The organism is Pseudomonas sp. MAG733B (assembly GCF_036884845.1).
In the GTDB taxonomy this organism is placed as follows: domain Bacteria; phylum Pseudomonadota; class Gammaproteobacteria; order Pseudomonadales; family Pseudomonadaceae; genus Aquipseudomonas.
Window position 1 is genome coordinate 4,137,837 of record NZ_CP145732.1, and the last position, 18,039, is coordinate 4,155,875.

Below are 18,039 nucleotides of genomic sequence, written 5' to 3' on the forward strand. Positions count from 1 at the left end.
GACGTGATCTTAGAGTTCTAATGACGGGCTTGAGAAATATTGTTTGGGCATAAGGTTAGATGCGCAGCGCAATCCCAATGTGGGAGCGGGCTTGCTCGCGAATGCGGTATGTCAGTCGACGTTTACGGCACAGATAGACCGCATTCGCGAGCAAGCCCCACAGGGGATTGGGTGTGATCTGCAGGTTCAGTGGCGCTTGAGGATCTGGTCCATCACCCAATCGGTTTTCAGCGCTTCCCCAGCCACCGACGGATGCTGCGCTTCACCGCGTATATGCGCGTTCATGCCCAACACGTGATGCCACTGGATGTGCGCGTGGTTATCGATGTTCAGGCTGAGCTGTTCATCGGCATGCAACTCAACCGGATACTCATCGAACACCGAAAAACTGATCCGGCCCTGGCTACCGATCACCTCGACACGGTCTTCGCGGCGATCGGCAACGAAGTTCCAGCAGCCCAAGCCCATCGCTCCCGAAGCAAACCGCCAACTGGCGCTGACCGCATCTTCGGCAGCATACAAACCGGCCTGCCGCGCAGTGAAGCCGGCGACTTCGACAATATCGCCCAGCAGGTACTGGAAGAGGTCAAAGCCATGGCTGGCCAGATCGGCGAAGTAACCGCCGCCGGCAATCGTTGGATCGGTTCGCCAGTTGCTCACGCCCTGCAGATCCGTCGCCGACGGCGCTTTGGTCAGTGTCCAGGTCAGGTGCCGAACCTCGCCAATCCGCCCCTGTTGCAGCCACTGCCCCACTTGCTGGAAGCGCGGCAGTGAACGTCGGTAGTAGGAAACGAACAGGTGCAGCCCGGCATCGGCAAAGACCTTTTGCATTTCACGACTTTGCCCGGCATTCAGCGACATCGGTTTTTCGACGCAGCAATGCTTGCCCGCGGCGGCTACCTTCAGGGCGTAAGCGTGATGACTGTCGGGCGGCGTGGCAATGTACACCGCGTCCACTTCGGGATCGTTGATCAACGCGTCGACATCGGTGTAGACCCGGGCGATGCCGTGACGCGCGGCATAGTCGCTGGCCGCCTCCAGCCGCCGCCCCATCACCGCCACCAGCGCCGAGCCGGGTGCCTTGTAGAAGGCCGGCCCGCTCTTGCGCTCGGCAACGCTGCCGCAACCGATCATGCCCCAACGCACCACGTTCATAGTCATTCCTTGATGATTAGCCGATACGCAGTGCACGCAGATCCAGTCGTCCGTCGTTCAGCGGTGGACACCAGTAGTAGCCACCGGTGATCGGCCGGCTGATGCGGTACAAACCGTCGGTGATGCCGTCTTCCAGCCCGCTCATGCGCCGCAGCTGAACTTCGAAGGCGTCGAGGGAAAAACCGAAAGCGAGGAACATCAGGCCGGCACGCTCGTCTTCGATCCACGGCATCGAACGACGGACCACGAACGCCTCGGGAGCAAAGCTTTCCTGGGCGGTGCGTTTGACGTGGGCAGAGATCGGCGCGTCATCGAGTTCTTCGTTGTCACTCAGGCGTCGACCCATGATGTCGTCCGTTTCATGGGATGGCATCGCGTGAAAGCGCTGGAGGTCATGCTGCCATTGCTGGATCGCGGCGAAGCTGCCGCCGATCATGCCTTCAGCGCCCTGGCCAACCAGTGCGGCAGCCGCAGCGGCTTCGTCGCGAGGATTCTCGGTGCCGTCTTCGTAGCCGGTCAGGTCGTGGCCGTCGCGGTGGCGGAAGCCTTCGGTCACCTGCACCAGGCGCAACGCCGGTGCCAGGGCAGCGGCAAAGGCGTTGCTGCGATTGAGCAACTCGCCACGGTCAGTGCCGTGCAACCAGCACCACAGCGCCTGTTGCGTAGACGGATTGTCCACGCCAACGCCGGTCATTGCCGGAAACACCCGCAACCCTTCGATGTTGCAATCGAGCGCCTTGACCAGGGATTCACCGAAACCGACCACTGCCGACTTGCCGTCCACCAGCTGCATCAACTTGTCGAGTGCCGCCGGCAGTTCAGCAGCAGATTCGAGAGCAAAGAACATGTGGCGGGCGTGAGGCGGAACAGGGGTGGCGAGAATGCCCGGCTGGTAGTGACTCATGTGAACTCCTTTAGAAAGAGCGCGAAGTTTAACCGCAGCATCGGCTGTTGTGTGCTCAAAGGTCAAAAGTCGCGTTTCAAGAACCGGGTAAAGCGGTCTACGCTTGAGGCACAAGATCCAAACCCTTAACCCCTCTACTCTGCCCATCGCCGCTCGATTGACTTAAAAAGTCGGGTCATTAGGGCGTATAACCTTTGAAGCGATTTCCGAACGGCAAGCCATCAGCGTACGGCTGACATCTCACACGGGGTAGCGACATGAGCACAGCAGATCTCCTTGGCAACCTGTTTCCCGAGGCCGGCAGCATCCCGGAAAAATACCGTCTCGAAAGCCAGATCGAGCAACGCGAATACCTGGTCGACGGCGTCCTGAAAACCTGGTCCGGCCCCCTCGCCCAGGTCCGCAGCCCGGTGTACCTGACCGGCGAAAATGGCGACGAACAAGTGATCCTCGGCAGCACGCCGCTGCTTGACGCCGAAACCGCTTTGACCGCCCTCGACGCCGCCGTCCGCGCCTATGATCGCGGCCAGGGTTTGTGGCCGACGATGCGCGTGGCCGAGCGTATCCAGCACGTCGAAACCTTCCTCGGCCGCATGCGCGAACAGCGTGAGGCCGTGGTCAAATTGCTGATGTGGGAAATCGGCAAAAACCTGAAGGATTCGGAAAAAGAGTTCGACCGCACCTGCGATTACATCGTCGACACGATCAACGCCCTGAAGGAACTCGACCGTCGCTCCAGCCGCTTTGAACTGGAGCAGGACACTCTCGGGCAGATCCGCCGCGTGCCGATGGGCGTGGCACTGTGCATGGGACCTTACAACTATCCGTTGAACGAAACCTTCACCACCCTGATTCCGGCGCTGATCATGGGCAACACCGTGGTGTTCAAACCGGCGAAACTCGGCGTGCTGTTGATTCGCCCATTGCTGGAAGCCTTCCGCGACAGCTTCCCGGCCGGGGTGATCAACGTGATCTACGGTAGCGGTCGCGAAACGGTCAGCGCGCTGATGGCCAGCGGCAACATCGATATCTTTGCGTTCATAGGCACCAACAAAGCCGCCAGCGACCTGAAAAAACTGCACCCGCGTCCGCACCGCTTGCGTGCGGCGCTGGGGCTGGATGCGAAGAACCCCGGCATCGTCCTGCCGGAAGTGGATCTGGACAACGCCGTGAACGAAGCCGTTACCGGCTCCCTGTCCTTCAACGGCCAGCGCTGCACCGCGTTGAAAATCCTCTTCGTCCACGAAGACGTGGTCGATGCGTTCATCGAGAAATTCAACGCCAAACTCGCCACCCTCAAACCGGGCATGCCGTGGGAAAGTGGCGTGGCCCTGACGCCGCTGCCGGAATCGGGCAAGGTTGATTATTTGCATTCGCTGGTGGCCGACGCCGTCGGCAAAGGCGCGAAAGTGGTGAACCCCAATGGCGGCGAGGCTCGCGCATCGTTCTTCTATCCCGCCGTGCTGTATCCGGTGACGCCGCAGATGCGTGTCTATCAGGAAGAACAATTCGGCCCGGTGGTGCCGATCGTGCCCTACCGGCATCTGGACACGGTGATCGATTACGTCCTGGAATCAGACTTCGGCCAGCAACTGAGCATCTTCGGCACCAACCCGGTCGCGGTTGGCCGCCTGGTCGACACCTTTGCCAACCAGGTCGGGCGCATCAATCTCAACGCCCAGTGCCAGCGCGGCCCCGACACCTATCCGTTCAACGGCCGCAAAAACTCCGCCGAGGGCACCTTGTCGGTGCATGACGCCTTGCGGGTGTTTTCGATCCGTACATTGGTGGCGACCAAATTCCAGGAGACCAACAAGGATCTGATCAGCGAGATCATCAGCGGCCGCAGTTCGAGCTTTTTGACCACTGATTACATCTTCTGAGGAGCGCAAACCTGAGCACATCCATCGCGCTTCGCCTGCCACCGCTGCTGCGCCGGTTATTGCGTCCGCTGCTGGACCCGTACCGGCGCTATCGCCATGCGCGGATGATCCATGCGGTACGCGTGTCGCTCGGATTATTGGCGTCGATCGCGCTGACTACCGGCATCAACCTGCCTCACGGTGAGTGGGCGTCGGTGACGATGCTGGTGGTGATCGGCGGCTTGCAGCATCACGGCAACATCGGCAAAAAAGCTGCGGAACGGGCGATCGGTACCCTGGTCGGAGCGGCTGTCGGCCTGGTCCTGGTGGTCCAGCAATCCTGGCTCGGCATGCCGTGGCTGACCTACTTCGCCATGGCCGTGGTGTGCGGTTTTTTCTCCTACCACGCCATCGGCAAAGGTGGATACACCGCGTTGCTGGCGGGAATTACCGTGTTTATCGTCGCTGGGCACGGTGACAATCCAGTCGCTGACGGGTTGTGGCGCGGGGTGGATATCCTGATCGGTATCGCTCTGGCATTGGCGTTTTCCTTCGCCCTGCCGCTGTATGCGGTTTATTCCTGGCGCTACAACCTGGCTGACGCCCTGCGTGATTGCGCGACAATCTACGCGCGCATTATCAACGGCCAACCCGTCACCGCTGACGAACACCTCAAACTCATGGGGCGCCTGAATACCGTGATGGTGCAACTGCGTTCGCTGATGCCATCGGTATCCAAGGAGGTGAAGATTTCCATGAACGAACTCGATGCCATTCAGCGTCAGCTACGCCTGTGTGTCAGTACGCTGGAGATTCTCGCCAACACCCGACCCGATACTAGTGACCCCGAGACCGTGGCTCGCCTGCGCTCGGCGTTGAAAGCAGAGCACCGGCTGATCCACGTACAACTGATCGGCATGGCCCGGGCGCTGAAGACCGGCGTCGTCCATCGCTTGAATCGTCCTATGGAGTTGCCGATCGTCAGCCTCGATGCTCCGGTCTACAACGCCCTCGACGGTTACCGTTTGTTGACTCAACAACTGGCTGCGAACATTGGCGAGATGCGCCAGCGACTGGCCAAAACTGCGCCGCGCTGGAACATCTGACGCACTGTTAAACAAGTTAAAAATCCGAGCAAAACGAAAACGCAACCTTATAAGCGATACTTTATATTTACTGAAAACACCACAAAACCGACATGACTTTTTATAAGCACAATAATGAGCCTTTTTTAATAGCCAGCAGATCGCCCCTTATTACAATGAGGCGAGCCATAAAGCCAAATACAATAGGGATATTAAATGCTTAGCATCAGCCGCACTAGCTTAACGCCCACCGCGTCCTTCAAGTATATAGAAGCTGAAACTGCCTACGGCGACCAACGCTTGATATTCGACGACACAAACAGAGTTCTTTATTCATTAATAACAGCATCCAACACAACAAAACCCACGCTCCAACTTCACAGTGCAATACCAGAAATAAGAGACCTCGGCATTACGTTCATCAAAAAAATCATCCATTGCGACACCACGACAATGCTGAAAGAGCCTGGACTGGTTCGTACCATTCTCGGCCAATATAACAACAACAGTTCAATTCCCGATCGATTTCGAGCCATCACTGATCTGAGTAAAATTGAAAAAACGCAGTACAAACAAATTTCCGACGCAAAATCAACTGAAATTCTTCGCCGCGACTTAATCTCGCTCATTGACGAAGACTTAAGAGAACAATTCAATATCGTGTTGAACGAATGGGCAACATACGGAATATCAGCAAGTGAAATCGACGCCCGCACCTATACAACCTTCAAGGCTTTTTATGATGAAGCCATGGATAGCTATGCGACAAAAAAAGAAGATTATACAAAGCTCGACTTTGCCACACAAAATGTCAAGCCGCTCATAACAGACAGCCGTTGTCTCGACGCAAAACTGACGCCCCTACAAATCTTTAAAGCCGCGTACCAATTGGGTGACATTCCAGCCGTGTCAAACTTTCGCTTCATGGACAATCCTGCCAGCAAAGATGACGGAAAATACAGAGAGTGGATGTTTCACTTCGACAACAGCAACTACGCTGCAGAATTCAAACTGATCACGACCCGGGTGACGGATACCTGCCAAGCGAACAAGGAACAATGTTTGGCAGCCTTCCCCTATGACACTTCCCAATCCATTCGATTTACCAAAAGCGAAGCCGCCACCAAATTTCCTGATTTCGAGGATCTGGAGAAGGAATTTCACAACGTACCTGGTGCAAGCTACGTAGTCATTCAAAATTCGGATAACGATACACCAATCGAAACCGGTATCCGAACCGAAATGATCGTTCATCACCGATCGGCCAGCAGTACCGACGATCAGGGTGAATCCAGAAGTTCCGAGCTAATGACCTTTCATGGAGTGGATCGGTGCAAGCCCTTTCTCTCAGCCCCTGAACTGACGGTGGCCAAACACCTTACGCCGTTACAACTATTTGTATTAGGCGGATTCAAAAATACTGACCCTAAAAAATTCATGGAATACTTCACAGCGGAGAAGCAAACCCTTAATTTGCAAATTCGAGATCTTGTTGAAGGGTATCGGATCAAGTCTCTAGATAGCTTGATAGTAGCAAGATTCAACGAGACAGATACAACAGTGATTAATAAATCTTTGTTCAACAAGCAGATTGACACTTACGAAGATCTCCCGGAAGTACTTGATAGAATTCCTGATCTGGCAGATGAAAGCCGTTGGCAAAAAGAAACTATCTTCAAGATGGTTCCGATGCTGATGAATTACGACCAGAACGCAGAACTCAAACCTGACTGCACAGAAAACGATGCCTTTCCGGCCCGAACCCAACTCAGAGAACGAACCTACGAAGCATTTGTCAGACCACTGGAAAGGGACTTGCCTGAAGTAAAATTTGGTACGGAACAGCAACATATCCTCCCTTTGGACAAGATCATCGATGCCGTACAACACATCCATGACTTCTACATCACCTACAACTCCCTTTTGAAAGCCACCCAGCCTCATAATAAGCTGCTAAGTTTATTTGAAAGTCGCGCAGCGCTCGCAAAAGAATACACCGAACAGTTCCAATCAAGGGCGACCCTCCCGGAAACGCACCAGACACTCACACTTTTTACATATTACATGCTTGACGACCTGGATACCGTCAGCCAGGAATTCTCCGACAACAACATAAAAATCGACAACACCACATTTGAAACAATCAAACAAGCAAGAATACCGCTATTACAACACTTCATCACTCATCGAGTATTAAGCGACAGATTGAAAATCTGATATTGAATCAAACCCCCTATATAAAGTGAAATTGGCATCTGCATTGATACCCCAATCACTTTAAAAGCGTTATTTCAAGTTTGGACCAGACCAATGATCAACAACAATTACAGATCAACGATACAGAATTTCATTTCAGTCGCCGAAAACGATCAAGCGCACGTGGATCAACTAGTAGAAAAAAAGAACAACTACTACTTTACCGATATGAGTCAGGTGCGAGGCCACAGCGATAGCAACATTGAAAAAATGACTCATCCACTTTCCCAAACTGATGACGTGGATTATTTATCACCCTACATGATTGACCTGTTAGGCAGAACGACAACTTTAGCTTTTGCCGAGAAGGTGCTCCAGTCCCCAAGAAAACAGATACTGGACCAATTGGGTATTGACGACTCACAACAAACACAACGTCAAAGCAGGCTACACTCCGATCAGATCGCAATCTCAAGATTTTACAACCATAGACCCGAAGCGCGCCCGCTATCCCTGACATTAAATGGTTCTCCATTTCTGGAGCAGGAGCCCACAACGCCATACTTCATCGGTCAAAAAATCATCACTCCTGATTTCACCATACACAGACGTGAAGAAAGTACTCACTTGCTGGACTTGCTACGGTGCAAGTTTCGTGATGATAGCGGAAAACCGTTTGATAAAGCTCCGATCGAAAGACTGCAAAAATACAACAGCACCGTACATTTAAACGAATCCCGCCGAAACGAAAATGGAGCATCCAACAAGGCAGACTACTTTGTTGAGATGGCAGAGTACCTAATACAGAGAGGAAACCCTGGAGATTTTATCGTACAAAATTCACTGGAAAGCAGTAGCGATAAGAACACACCCCATTTTCAATACGTCCCGAACCAGGTACCCCTCCCCATTTTCTTTCATATACCGCCATACGATGAAAGCATCGACACACAACGAGTCGATTGGCATCTACCGTCTCTTTACCAGAAGGTCGACCTACGGCAACCTGACTGGAGAGCAAAAATCATTTATCTGCAACAGTCATCTCAACAGCTGCTGAACCATAACAACATTAGCACCACTCCCGTGTTCAGGATGGTAGATCAAAGCCACATTGAGGTTCTTCTTGTTTTTAAGAAAGACGGTACTCCCATTTGGAATATGGCATTAGAGGACTCCCAACACACTCCCGGATGGCTAGAAGCCTGCGGTATATTTATCGCCAACACCCCCAAGGCTGAAGTATTCAATCTCAAAGGAGCACAACAATATTATGCAGTTTATAGCGTGCCGGCAGAGTGTATAGGCGATTTTTTTTGAAACTACTGCGTTACTGTGCGCCGAAACTTCAGGCTCCAGCCCTGCTGCATGCCCGCAGCCGCCAGCAGAATCGCGGCAACCCCGAGCCATTGCAGTGGTTCCAGACGATGGCCGAAGGCAAACCAGTCGACGAAAATCGCTGCGATCGGATAAATGAACGACAGCGCGCCGGTCAGCGCCGTCGGCAGTTTCTGGATCGCGCCGTACAGCAGCACATACATCACGCCTGTGTGCACGATACCCAGCGTAATCAGGCTGGCCCAGGCGCTCGGCGCTTGCGGCAGTGCTGAAAAATGGGCGAACGGCGCGAGCAACAACACGCCGGTGCTGACCTGGATCAGCGCGATCAGATGCGGCGGCGTGCCGGTGAGGCGCTTGATGATCAACGCGGCAATCGCGTAGAGGAACGCAGCGCCCAGCGCCAGAGCGATACCCAGCAAGTACTCGCTGCCACTCTCGCCCTGCCCGCCATGGGCACTGACAATCGCCAGCATCCCGAGAAACGAGACACCCAGCCACGCCATTTTCTGCAAGGTGATTTTCTCGTTGAGAAACACCGCGGCCAAACCCACCAGCATGAACGGCTGAACGTTGTAGACCGCGGTGCCGATGGCAATCGAGGCGCGAGAATAGGACGCGAACAACAGCACCCAGTTGCCGACAATCGCCACCCCGCTGAGCACGGCCAACAGGAACGTGGTACGGGTCAGAATGTCGGGGCGCAGGAAGCCGAATGCCGCGCAAATCAGCAGCAGCGTGCCAGTGCCGAACAGGCAGCGCCAGAACACCACGTCCAGTACCGGTTGCCCGGACACCAGCACAAACCAGCCGATGGTTCCGGAGATCAGCATGGCGGCGGTCATTTCGAACGAGCCGCGACGTATTGTGTTGTCCATCTTCAGACTCCTTTGTTGATGGGCAAATTATGCCGATCAGCCTTGGGGCTTCTCCAGCGCAAAAAGCAGGCTAAACTCGGAATCTGCCTTTAATGCGAAGGCAATTTTGAAAAACTGCCTAATTGAGGTTTTGGCCATGACCGATGATATCGACCAAGTGCTGATTACGGCATTGATGGAAGACTCGCGACGTTCGCTCAAGGCCCTGGCGCAAATCAGCGGCCTGTCTTCGCCCAGCGTCGCCGAACGCCTGCGTCGCCTCGAAGAGCGCGGCGTGCTCAAGGGCTACACCGTGGAAATCGACCCGAAATGCTTCGGCTATCAACTCCAGGCTATCGTGCGCATTCGCCCGCTGCCAGGCCAGTTGCAGGAGGTCGAACGGCAAATCATGGCCATTCCCGAGTTCACCGAGTGCGACAAAGTGACTGGCGACGACTGCTTCATCGCCCGTCTGCACGTGCGTTCAATGGAACAATTGGACACCCTGCTCGACCGTCTCAACACCCACGCGGAAACCAATACTGCGATCGTCAAGAAAACTCCGGTCAAGCGCCGGTTGCCGCCGATGGCGTGACCGCGCGGCCAAATCGCAGGCAAGAAAAAACCCGCCGAAGCGGGTTTTTTTACTCAGAGCTGACGATTAATCATCGCGGCTCATGATGCCGAACAGCTGCAACAAGCTGATGAACAGGTTGTAGATCGATACATACAGGCTGATGGTCGCCATGATGTAGTTGCGCTCGCCGCCATGAATGATGGCGCTGGTCTGGAACAGAATGCAGACCGAGGAGAACAGCACGAAACCTGCGCTGATCGCCAGTTGCAGGCCGCTGATCTGGAAGAAGAAGCTCGCCAGCGTCGCGCCCAGCAGGACAAAGAAGCCTGCGGTGATGAAACCGCCGAGGAAGCTCATGTCCTTGCGGGTGATCAGCACGTAGGCCGACAGGCCACCGAACACCAGTGCCGTCATCGCAAAGGCCGAGCTGACTACTTCAGCGCCGCCCTGCATGCCCAGGTAACGGTTGAGGATCGGGCCGAGCAGGAAACCCATGAAACCGGTCAGGGCAAATGCCGACACCAGGCCCCACGCGGAATCACGGAGTTTGTTGGTGAGGAAGAAAAGGCCATAGAAGCCGATCAGCACCACGAAGATGTTCGGGTAACCGACGCGCATCTGCTGTGCGACGAAGGCCATCACACCGCTGAAAGCGAGGGTGAGTGCGAGCAAGCCGTATGTGTTGCGCAGGACGCGGCTAACCTCTAGCTGCTCAGCCTGCAAGCTGTTATTAACTGCGTAATCCTGTTCGCGCATGGCGACACTCCTGTTGGTTTGAAACGTTCAGTCGCAAAGATAATAACAGACGCCCTGTAACAAGCTATGCAGAGAGTTTGACAGTGTGTTTCATTCAGGTATTATGGCGCCCGCAACGCAAACGGAGGTGTGGCCGAGTGGTTTAAGGCAACGGTCTTGAAAACCGTCGACTGTAACAGGTCCATGAGTTCGAATCCCATCGCCTCCGCCATCTTTATACGACAAAGCCCTGATTATTCAGGGCTTTGTCGTTTCTGGCTTCTGTAAAAACCTCCCAGCTCCACTTTTCCGGAGGCAGTCCTGACTACATGTTTCGACCGTGTTCAGGCACCTGACTCAGGATCGCTAGCCGGCATATTGCGCTGCTCCCTTTCGTCGTCGTCAAGTTCGTTCATCCGGGCTGCGTCGGGATCGTCGACGCGGTTGTCAGGACCCGTTTCCGGATGCTGATCCGACACCGAGCGATTGGCATATACATCGGTCAAATCTTCGTCAACCGGTGCCTCGTCGTCTGGGGGCAGTGGGACCTCGGGCGCATCCCTCTCGGAGCCATAGCCGGTTTCGTTGTCGGTCATGCGTGTTTCGGGCTGCTGGGATTTGTTGCCAGGGGCGTTCTCGTCAATTTCCATGGTGGCTCTCCGTCTTCATGCCCGGTAATTCGGTGCTTAAACGTGAGACGGTCACACCACGCTCGAGTGCCCTGCATTGGACGAGTGGTGGAAACGAAAAACCCTGAACACTGATGATTCACGCGACTTTAAGCGTGTCCACACGTACTCGCCCATCCGCCATGAGTTGCAGATATTCACGCCATTTTTTGAAAGCTTGCTGCTGTCTGTCGGAAGCTTCCAGCCACAAGGCGCCACCGATGTGCTCAACCGGGATGCACATCATCTGCTCGATCGCAAGATCAAGCTCATTGGCGAGTTCACGCCCATTCGGCAAATCAAGGATCAGTGGTCGCATGGAAACTTGCCTTCTTTTTTTGGGGCTATTGCATCGACTTGCCATTTTTTTATTCGTGCGAGAGTCCCGACGAACGGTTGCTGTAATCTCGACATGTGCCGCTGAGAACTCAGAAAACCGAAACGCCAGCGAGACTCATACCCGATAAAAGTGGCGATACCAATTCACAAATTGCGGCACACCGGCTTCAATCTCCACTTGCGGAGAAAAGCCGACCCAGTCGGCCAGCGCCGAAACATCGGCCCATGTATTGATGACATCGCCAGCCTGCATCGGCAAAAAATTGCGCTGAGCTTTAATGCCCAATGCCGATTCCAGACACTCGACAAAGTCCAGCAGCGCGACCGGCTTGCCGCGCCCTATGTTGAATATTCGGTTGACGCCTTCGGTCTCGGTTTCCGGGACCGGGGGCCTCGGGCGCAGTCGGACAATGCTTTCGACAATGTCGTCAACGTAGGTGAAATCCCGCGCCATTTGACCATGATGGTAAATATCGATTGGCCAGCCTTGAAGAATCGCTTCGGTGAACTTGAACAGCGCCATGTCGGGCCTGCCCCAAGGTCCGTAGACGGTAAAAAAACGAAGCCCGCTGGCTTTCAGGCCATAAAGATGGCAATAGCTGTGGGCAAGCAACTCATTGGCGCGTTTGGTGGCGGCGTACAAGGAAACGGGTTGCTCGACTGCATCGTCGACGCTGAATGGCAATTTGCTGTTAGCACCGTACACAGAACTGCTGGATGCATATATCAGGTGCGCTGGTCGATAGTGTCGACAGGCTTCCAGCACATTCAAAAACCCGACCAGGTTCGATTGCGCGTAGACATCCGGATTCTCCAGTGAGTGACGAACCCCCGCCTGCGCGGCCAGGTGAATGACTTCTGTGAACCCCTCTTCTTTGAATAACGCCATCAAGGCGGGCTTGTCGACAATGTCCATCGTCTGAAAGCGGAAACCGGGAGACTCGCTCAGTTGCGCGAGCCGGGCCAGCTTCAGTTTTACGCTATAGTAATCATTGAGGTTGTCGATACCGACAACTTCAAAACCTTCCTCGCATAATCGTTTAGCCGTGTGATGTCCAATAAATCCTGCAGCGCCCGTCACCAGAATGGTCATAATGCCCACCCGCTTGTTGAACCTCAGGCAGCTATTTATAGCGTCGCTTAATCACAAGATCCAGTTCATATAACCATGCCCCAATATTGGGTAGTGTCCTCTTGGCAACTAGCCAAACCAATGACTACGGACAGATAAAAAAGTTTAATCCGTTCGACGGAAAAAAATTCGTCTTAAAAATCAAATATTTGAAAGAAATCAACTTTACTTTTGGATGGATGGCATTTTTTTTGACAAGGAACGTTTGACAGCTTGTCGAGAGTGGTCAATAACTACACGGGTCTGTTGAAATAGAACACGAATACAGTTTTCTTCGTAGTCTCTATTCCTTAGGCAACTTACGAATTCATTGTTTTGATCCTGCTCCCTGACAAGGACCGTGCGGTAGCTTTGCCTTTAGAAAACTACTCATTGGTTATACCCGAAAGACTGTCAGATATAACGCACTCGACAAGTTCACTGTTACATCCATGCAACAGTTGTGACTCATTACTGATACACACTTACGAGCATCGCATATAACAATAACTCTGCCTGACTTAATTACTTATCGGCCCTCAGTAGAGCCACTGCCTGCCTAAACTTTCGATTTTTACGGAGTTTACCAGCATGCCCGCAATCAGCTCCGAGCGTTCCAACTGGTACCTGTTGCAATGCAAACCTCACCAGGACGAACGTGCCCATCTCAATCTGCTTCAACAACACTATGCCGTTTTTCATCCTCAGGTGCTGAGTGAGCGCGTGATTCGTGGAAAACGACAGCAGGTACGGGAATCCCTTTTTCCCGGTTATCTGTTTATCCATCTTGGAGGTAACGACAATTGGGCGCCCATACGCTCCACCCGTGGCGTCAGTCGTTTCGTCGAATTCAATCATGGTCCAGCGACGGTGCCCGAGAACGTCATCGAGCATCTGCGTGCGCGCTGTTTCGAATCATCAATATCTCGCGATGGCCCGCCGCTTACACCCGGTGACCACCTGCAGATAATCCGTGGGCCACTGTCATCACTCGAGGGAGTTTTCATTACTTCGCAGGGGCCTGAGCGCGTCATGATCCTGCTTCAATTTCTGAATCGGAACCAAACGATTTGCATGCCACTACGTGATCTCGAACGTCAGCTATCCTCGTTTCACCCCAATATCTGACTGTTTGTCTAGGAGCCATGACATGGCCTTGAGTTCACGCTGCCCTTTTGCACTGCTTATGGTCTCTCTTTACCCGGGAGTGGCCTGGAGTCTCGATCCGGCGCCTATCAATGTTTACGGATTCGATTTCACTCCGACCTTTCTGGTTTCAGAAAGCTATGACGATAACTTCCGGGAGCTGGAGAACGATAAGCAGTCGTCGATGGTCACCAAGCTGGTGCCCAATTTCGAGCTCAAGGCCGAAGATCGTAACAGCGCCACCCGGCTGATCTGGCAGCCCGCCCGCTACATTTACCACGATGAATCAGATGCCTCGTACACCGCACAACGGGTGCGCGCGGACAGCATAATGGAGTTCACCGACCGGCACCGTTTGAAACTCGAAGCCGAGTACCGCAAATGGGAGCGCACCGAATCGACGGCGGTCGAAGGCGAAAATGACAAGTTCAACAACAAACGGGTGGGTGGTCTTTATACCTTCGGCGCCAAGAGCGCGGACAATCAGATCGATTTGGGTGCCAGCTACGCCGAGCTTCGTTCAGACAATTCCGACGGCATCAACGACGACAAAGAACGAAATACCACCGCACTCACCAGTACCTGGTATCACCGCATCGGCAGCAATACCCGTGGCCTGCTGGAATACGACCATACCGATTTTGACTACCAGGAACCCAACAGCACGCGCAGCAGCAAATCCAACGCGCTATACGCCGGTGCCGCCTGGGACATCACTGCCAAGACCACCGGTAAAGTCCGCCTCGGTTACGAGAAAAAAGACTTCGACAGCAGCGAATCCAAGGACCTCGACAACCCGACGTGGCAAGTGGACATGCAATGGAAGCCACGCACCTATTCAACGTTCACCTTTGTCGCCCGCCAGGCACTTGCCGAGGGCGACGATGGCGCCGATGCGGTGAAGTCGACCTTTACCCAGGTCGGTTGGCGCCATGGCTGGACTGATCGGATCACCACCGTGGCACAGGCCGGGTTCGGTCGGTATGTCTACGAAGGCCAGGACCGCACGGACGATTTACAGGACTACAACCTGGCGGTGATTTATGCGATGCGCCGGTGGCTGGATATCGAACTCGGCTATCGGTTCCGCGACAACGACTCGGATGCCGACAACGAAAGTTTTACCCGCAACGTGGTTCAGATCAGCTTCAACGTAAGCCTCTAAGAGGGTTTCGCCATGAAATCGCATACTCTTGGCCTGTTGTTCGCACTGGCGGTTCTACCCAATAGCTATGCAGCAGATCCCGACACTCAGTACAAACTGGCTGCCGGCGACGTCTTGCGCATCATCGTGTTCGGCGAGCCGGAGTTGAGCATGAAAAAGATCCGCCTGAGCGATGCCGGGACGTTTTCCTACCCCTTTCTGGGAGAGATTTCCGCGAAAGGACTGACCCCCAACCAAGTCGAAAAAATCATCGTCGACGGACTTAAACAAGGGTACCTGACCGACCCGAAAGTCAGCTTGAGCCAGATCGAATACCGTGCGTTCTACATCAACGGCGAAGTGAAAAAACCCGGTAATTATCCATTCATACCCGGGCTGACCCTGGAGAAAGCCATTGCCCTGGGCGGTGGCTTGACCGAACGGGCTTCGATCAAGCGCGTAACCATCGTGCGCGGTGATGGCGGCGCCACGCTCACCGATGAAGTGACCCGAAACACCACGATTGGCCCCGGTGACACCATTTCCATTGCACAAGGCTTTTTCTAATCATGGACAACAGCCCTAGCACCTACGTCGAACGTCCTCTTCAAACGCATGTACATCAGCATCAACAGTACAGCGAAGACAAGGACACCATTGACCTGCTCGCGCTCTGGAGGGTGATCTGGCGCGCCAAATGGAACATCGCCTTGCTGGTCCTGCTTTGCTGTGCGTTGGCGGCCCTCGCGGTCTCGGCCATTACCCCGCAATACATAGGCAGTACCACCCTGCTGTTCAACGATAAAACACCGCCATTGATGTCTTTCCAGCAAGTCAAGGACTCGGGCAGCAACGCTACGGAATACTTGCAGACGCAACAAGCGCTGCTGCAATCGCGAGAGCTTGCCGAACGCGCGGTGAAAAAACTCGGCCTGACCACCAACCCGATCACCGACCCGCGCCAGCAACCGACATCTTGGTTCACGCCGCGCAAATGGCTAGCACAGCTCGAGCTAGACCAATGGCTGCCGGGACTGAGCACATGGGTACCGATCAAAAACGCGCCCAGCGAAGACGACGTGTTTAATCAGGTCACGCAAAATCTCATGCTCAATACCAGCGTCAAATTCGTAGGGAAAAGCCAACTGCTGGAAATCGAGGTCGAACTGCCCGACCCGGTCCTCGCGGCAGCGGCGGCCAACGCGCTGGCTCAAGGCTTTACCGACAGTCAATTGGACACCAGCGAGAAATCCTCGCAGGCCACCACGGCCTGGATGAACACACGACTGGTCAAGCTGCGCGACAACTTGCGTGTCGCCGAGAAAAAGCTCCAGGGCTATCGAGAAGAACAAGGGCTGGTCGACGTCGGCGGTGTCGCCACTATCAGCGCCAACGAACTGGAGATGACCGGCAATCGCATGGTTGATGCCCGTCGCAACCGCGCCGAAGCCGAGAGTGAATACCGTCAGGCGAAAGCCCTGAGCAACGGCGATCTGAGTCGACTCTCAAGCGTGCCGGCAGTCTTGAGTAACCCGCTGGTCCAGCAATTTCAGGCGGATCGGGCCAAGGCTCAAGCCAAGGTCGATGAGCTGGCAGGACGCTATGGGCCGAAACACCCGAGCCTGATTTCCGCGCAGTCCGAATTGCGCGCGGCCACCACGAGCCTGCAATTGCAAGTGCAGCAGGTGGTCGCCGGGATCGAACGGCAGTACCAGCTCGCCTCGGCCAGTGAGGCCTCGCTGCGCCAATCCTTCAATAGCAACAAGGCGCAGATCCAGGACATTGCCCGCAAGGAGTTCCAGCTGCGCGAGTTCCAGCGTGAAGTCGACAGCACCCGCGCGCTGTATGAAACCTTCGTCACCCGCTTGAAGGAAACCGCCGCCACCGCCGACATGGACTCCACCAAAGTACGCATTGTCGACTCGGCCATTGTTCCCGTAGAAGCGAGCAAGCCTCGTAAAAAATTGATTGTGGGGATCGTCGGATTAATCGCGGCGGTGTTTGGCATGGCGCTGGCCTTGCTCATGGACAAACTGAGCAACACCTTCAAGACTGACGAATCGATTGAAAGCACGTTGAACGTTCCGCTGCTCAGCGTGGTACCGCTGGTCCTGAAAAAAAGCCGTCGGCAATTGGCGCGATTGTTCGAGGACAATGAGAACCCGCGCTTCTCCGAGACCATTCGCAACTTGCGCACCTGGCTGATGTTGCAAAGCAGTGATATGCCGTCGCAGGTTGTACTGGTCACTTCAACCGTTTCCGGTGAAGGCAAAAGCACCATTGCCAACAACCTGGCAAGTTCCCTCACTCCGCTGGAGCGTGTGTTGCTGATCGATGCGGATATGCGTCAGCCAACCCTTTCGCTGAACTTTGACTTTGCGCCTGACAGTCCGGGGCTCGCCAATGTGATTGCAGGCACTGCGAGGCTCGAAGACTGCATCGTTTCGGTGGGCAATCTGGACATGCTGCCGGCCGGAATGGTCATGCCGTCTTCCTCGGATCTGTTCACTGCACCGCGCCTGCCTTCCCCGGCCGAGGCCCTGAACCCGTCCCGCCAGCCTCCGCCGCAGGATCTGCTCAGCTCACCGCGCATGGAGCGCATGCTTGAGGCATTGAAGTCGCGTTACCGCCACATCATTATCGATTCACCCCCTGCGGAGATGATCAGCGACGCGCTATTGCTGGCCAGGCATTCAGACGCGGTGATCTATGTGGTCAAGGCCGACAGCACGCCGATCAGCCAGGTACAGAGGGGCATAGCCACATTGAAACAAAGCCACGTGCCGGTATTTGGCGCAGTGCTCAATCAGGTAGACCTGCGCAAGGCGCGCAAGTACGGCTACCACCATTCCAAGTCGTTTTACAACTACGACTTCGCACCCCGGTAAAACCCGGTCCCTCGGTCTGTCACCGGACCTGTTT

At 54.6% G+C, this 18,039-nt stretch carries 16 protein-coding genes and 1 tRNA gene; 10 read left to right on the forward strand and 7 right to left on the reverse strand.

Annotated features, from left to right (window positions below):
* Nucleotides 1–186 precede the first annotated feature (186 nt).
* Nucleotides 187–1,155 carry a Gfo/Idh/MocA family oxidoreductase gene (locus V6Z53_RS18875; protein WP_338581130.1) on the reverse strand — a complete coding sequence of 323 codons (969 nt, stop codon included), beginning with the start codon at nucleotides 1,153–1,155 and terminating at the stop codon, nucleotides 187–189.
* A gap of 16 nt (nucleotides 1,156–1,171) precedes the next feature.
* On the reverse strand, nucleotides 1,172–2,059 hold the full coding sequence (locus V6Z53_RS18880; protein ID WP_338581131.1) for a Dyp-type peroxidase: 888 nt from the start codon (nucleotides 2,057–2,059) through the stop codon (nucleotides 1,172–1,174).
* Between the two features lie 257 nt (nucleotides 2,060–2,316).
* Here V6Z53_RS18880 and V6Z53_RS18885 point away from each other — a divergent pair, with 257 nt between their 5' ends.
* The 4 genes from V6Z53_RS18885 to V6Z53_RS18900 all read left to right on the forward strand — a co-directional run bounded on the left by V6Z53_RS18885 (nucleotide 2,317) and on the right by V6Z53_RS18900 (nucleotide 8,522).
* Nucleotides 2,317–3,942: an NADP-dependent glyceraldehyde-3-phosphate dehydrogenase gene (locus V6Z53_RS18885; RefSeq protein WP_338581132.1), complete on the forward strand. Its 1,626-nt coding sequence runs from the start codon at nucleotides 2,317–2,319 to the stop codon at nucleotides 3,940–3,942.
* A 44-nt stretch (nucleotides 3,943–3,986) separates the two neighbouring features.
* Entirely contained in the window at nucleotides 3,987–5,027 is a 1,041-nt protein-coding gene (locus V6Z53_RS18890) for an FUSC family protein (RefSeq protein ID WP_338586520.1), read from the forward strand.
* Between the two features lie 195 nt (nucleotides 5,028–5,222).
* Nucleotides 5,223–7,223, forward strand: a complete 2,001-nt coding sequence (locus V6Z53_RS18895; RefSeq protein ID WP_338581133.1) for a hypothetical protein — start codon at nucleotides 5,223–5,225, stop codon at nucleotides 7,221–7,223.
* Between the two features lie 93 nt (nucleotides 7,224–7,316).
* Nucleotides 7,317–8,522, forward strand: a complete 1,206-nt coding sequence (locus V6Z53_RS18900; protein ID WP_338581134.1) for a hypothetical protein — start codon at nucleotides 7,317–7,319, stop codon at nucleotides 8,520–8,522.
* Nucleotides 8,523–8,524: 2 nt separating this feature from the next.
* Here the strand turns inward: V6Z53_RS18900 and V6Z53_RS18905 are convergent, their stop codons facing one another.
* The gene (locus tag V6Z53_RS18905; protein ID WP_338581135.1) at nucleotides 8,525–9,418 is read right to left on the reverse strand and encodes a DMT family transporter; all 894 of its coding nucleotides are present in this window, start codon (nucleotides 9,416–9,418) and stop codon (nucleotides 8,525–8,527) included.
* Between the two features lie 136 nt (nucleotides 9,419–9,554).
* Here V6Z53_RS18905 and V6Z53_RS18910 point away from each other — a divergent pair, with 136 nt between their 5' ends.
* Nucleotides 9,555–9,992: an Lrp/AsnC family transcriptional regulator gene (locus tag V6Z53_RS18910; protein ID WP_007987480.1), complete on the forward strand. Its 438-nt coding sequence runs from the start codon at nucleotides 9,555–9,557 to the stop codon at nucleotides 9,990–9,992.
* Nucleotides 9,993–10,058: 66 nt separating this feature from the next.
* Here the strand turns inward: V6Z53_RS18910 and V6Z53_RS18915 are convergent, their stop codons facing one another.
* Nucleotides 10,059–10,730, reverse strand: a complete 672-nt coding sequence (locus tag V6Z53_RS18915; RefSeq protein ID WP_338581136.1) for a Bax inhibitor-1/YccA family protein — start codon at nucleotides 10,728–10,730, stop codon at nucleotides 10,059–10,061.
* Nucleotides 10,731–10,853: 123 nt separating this feature from the next.
* Between V6Z53_RS18915 and V6Z53_RS18920 the strand changes: the two genes are divergently transcribed.
* Nucleotides 10,854–10,941, forward strand: a tRNA-Ser gene (locus V6Z53_RS18920).
* A gap of 112 nt (nucleotides 10,942–11,053) precedes the next feature.
* Here V6Z53_RS18920 and V6Z53_RS18925 read toward each other — a convergent pair.
* From V6Z53_RS18925 to V6Z53_RS18935, 3 genes are all read right to left on the reverse strand, one after another.
* The gene (locus V6Z53_RS18925) at nucleotides 11,054–11,359 is read right to left on the reverse strand and encodes a hypothetical protein (RefSeq protein WP_338581137.1); all 306 of its coding nucleotides are present in this window, start codon (nucleotides 11,357–11,359) and stop codon (nucleotides 11,054–11,056) included.
* A 118-nt stretch (nucleotides 11,360–11,477) separates the two neighbouring features.
* Nucleotides 11,478–11,696, reverse strand: coding sequence for a hypothetical protein (locus V6Z53_RS18930; RefSeq protein ID WP_338581138.1), 219 nt, complete (start codon nucleotides 11,694–11,696; stop codon nucleotides 11,478–11,480).
* Between the two features lie 135 nt (nucleotides 11,697–11,831).
* Nucleotides 11,832–12,809 carry an NAD-dependent epimerase gene (locus tag V6Z53_RS18935; RefSeq protein ID WP_338581139.1) on the reverse strand — a complete coding sequence of 326 codons (978 nt, stop codon included), beginning with the start codon at nucleotides 12,807–12,809 and terminating at the stop codon, nucleotides 11,832–11,834.
* 609 nt (nucleotides 12,810–13,418) lie between these two features.
* On the opposite strand from V6Z53_RS18935, the gene rfaH reads away from it, so the two are divergent.
* The 4 genes from rfaH to V6Z53_RS18955 are packed head-to-tail and all read left to right on the forward strand — an operon-like array spanning nucleotide 13,419 to nucleotide 18,005.
* Nucleotides 13,419–13,955, forward strand: coding sequence for a transcription/translation regulatory transformer protein RfaH (gene rfaH / locus V6Z53_RS18940; RefSeq protein WP_338581140.1), 537 nt, complete (start codon nucleotides 13,419–13,421; stop codon nucleotides 13,953–13,955).
* Nucleotides 13,956–13,977: 22 nt separating this feature from the next.
* On the forward strand, nucleotides 13,978–15,138 hold the full coding sequence (locus tag V6Z53_RS18945) for an outer membrane beta-barrel protein (RefSeq protein ID WP_338581141.1): 1,161 nt from the start codon (nucleotides 13,978–13,980) through the stop codon (nucleotides 15,136–15,138).
* 12 nt (nucleotides 15,139–15,150) lie between these two features.
* Entirely contained in the window at nucleotides 15,151–15,684 is a 534-nt protein-coding gene (locus tag V6Z53_RS18950) for a polysaccharide biosynthesis/export family protein (protein ID WP_338581142.1), read from the forward strand.
* Nucleotides 15,685–15,686: 2 nt separating this feature from the next.
* On the forward strand, nucleotides 15,687–18,005 hold the full coding sequence (locus V6Z53_RS18955) for a Wzz/FepE/Etk N-terminal domain-containing protein (RefSeq protein WP_338581143.1): 2,319 nt from the start codon (nucleotides 15,687–15,689) through the stop codon (nucleotides 18,003–18,005).
* The last annotated feature ends 34 nt before the right edge of the window (nucleotides 18,006–18,039 follow it).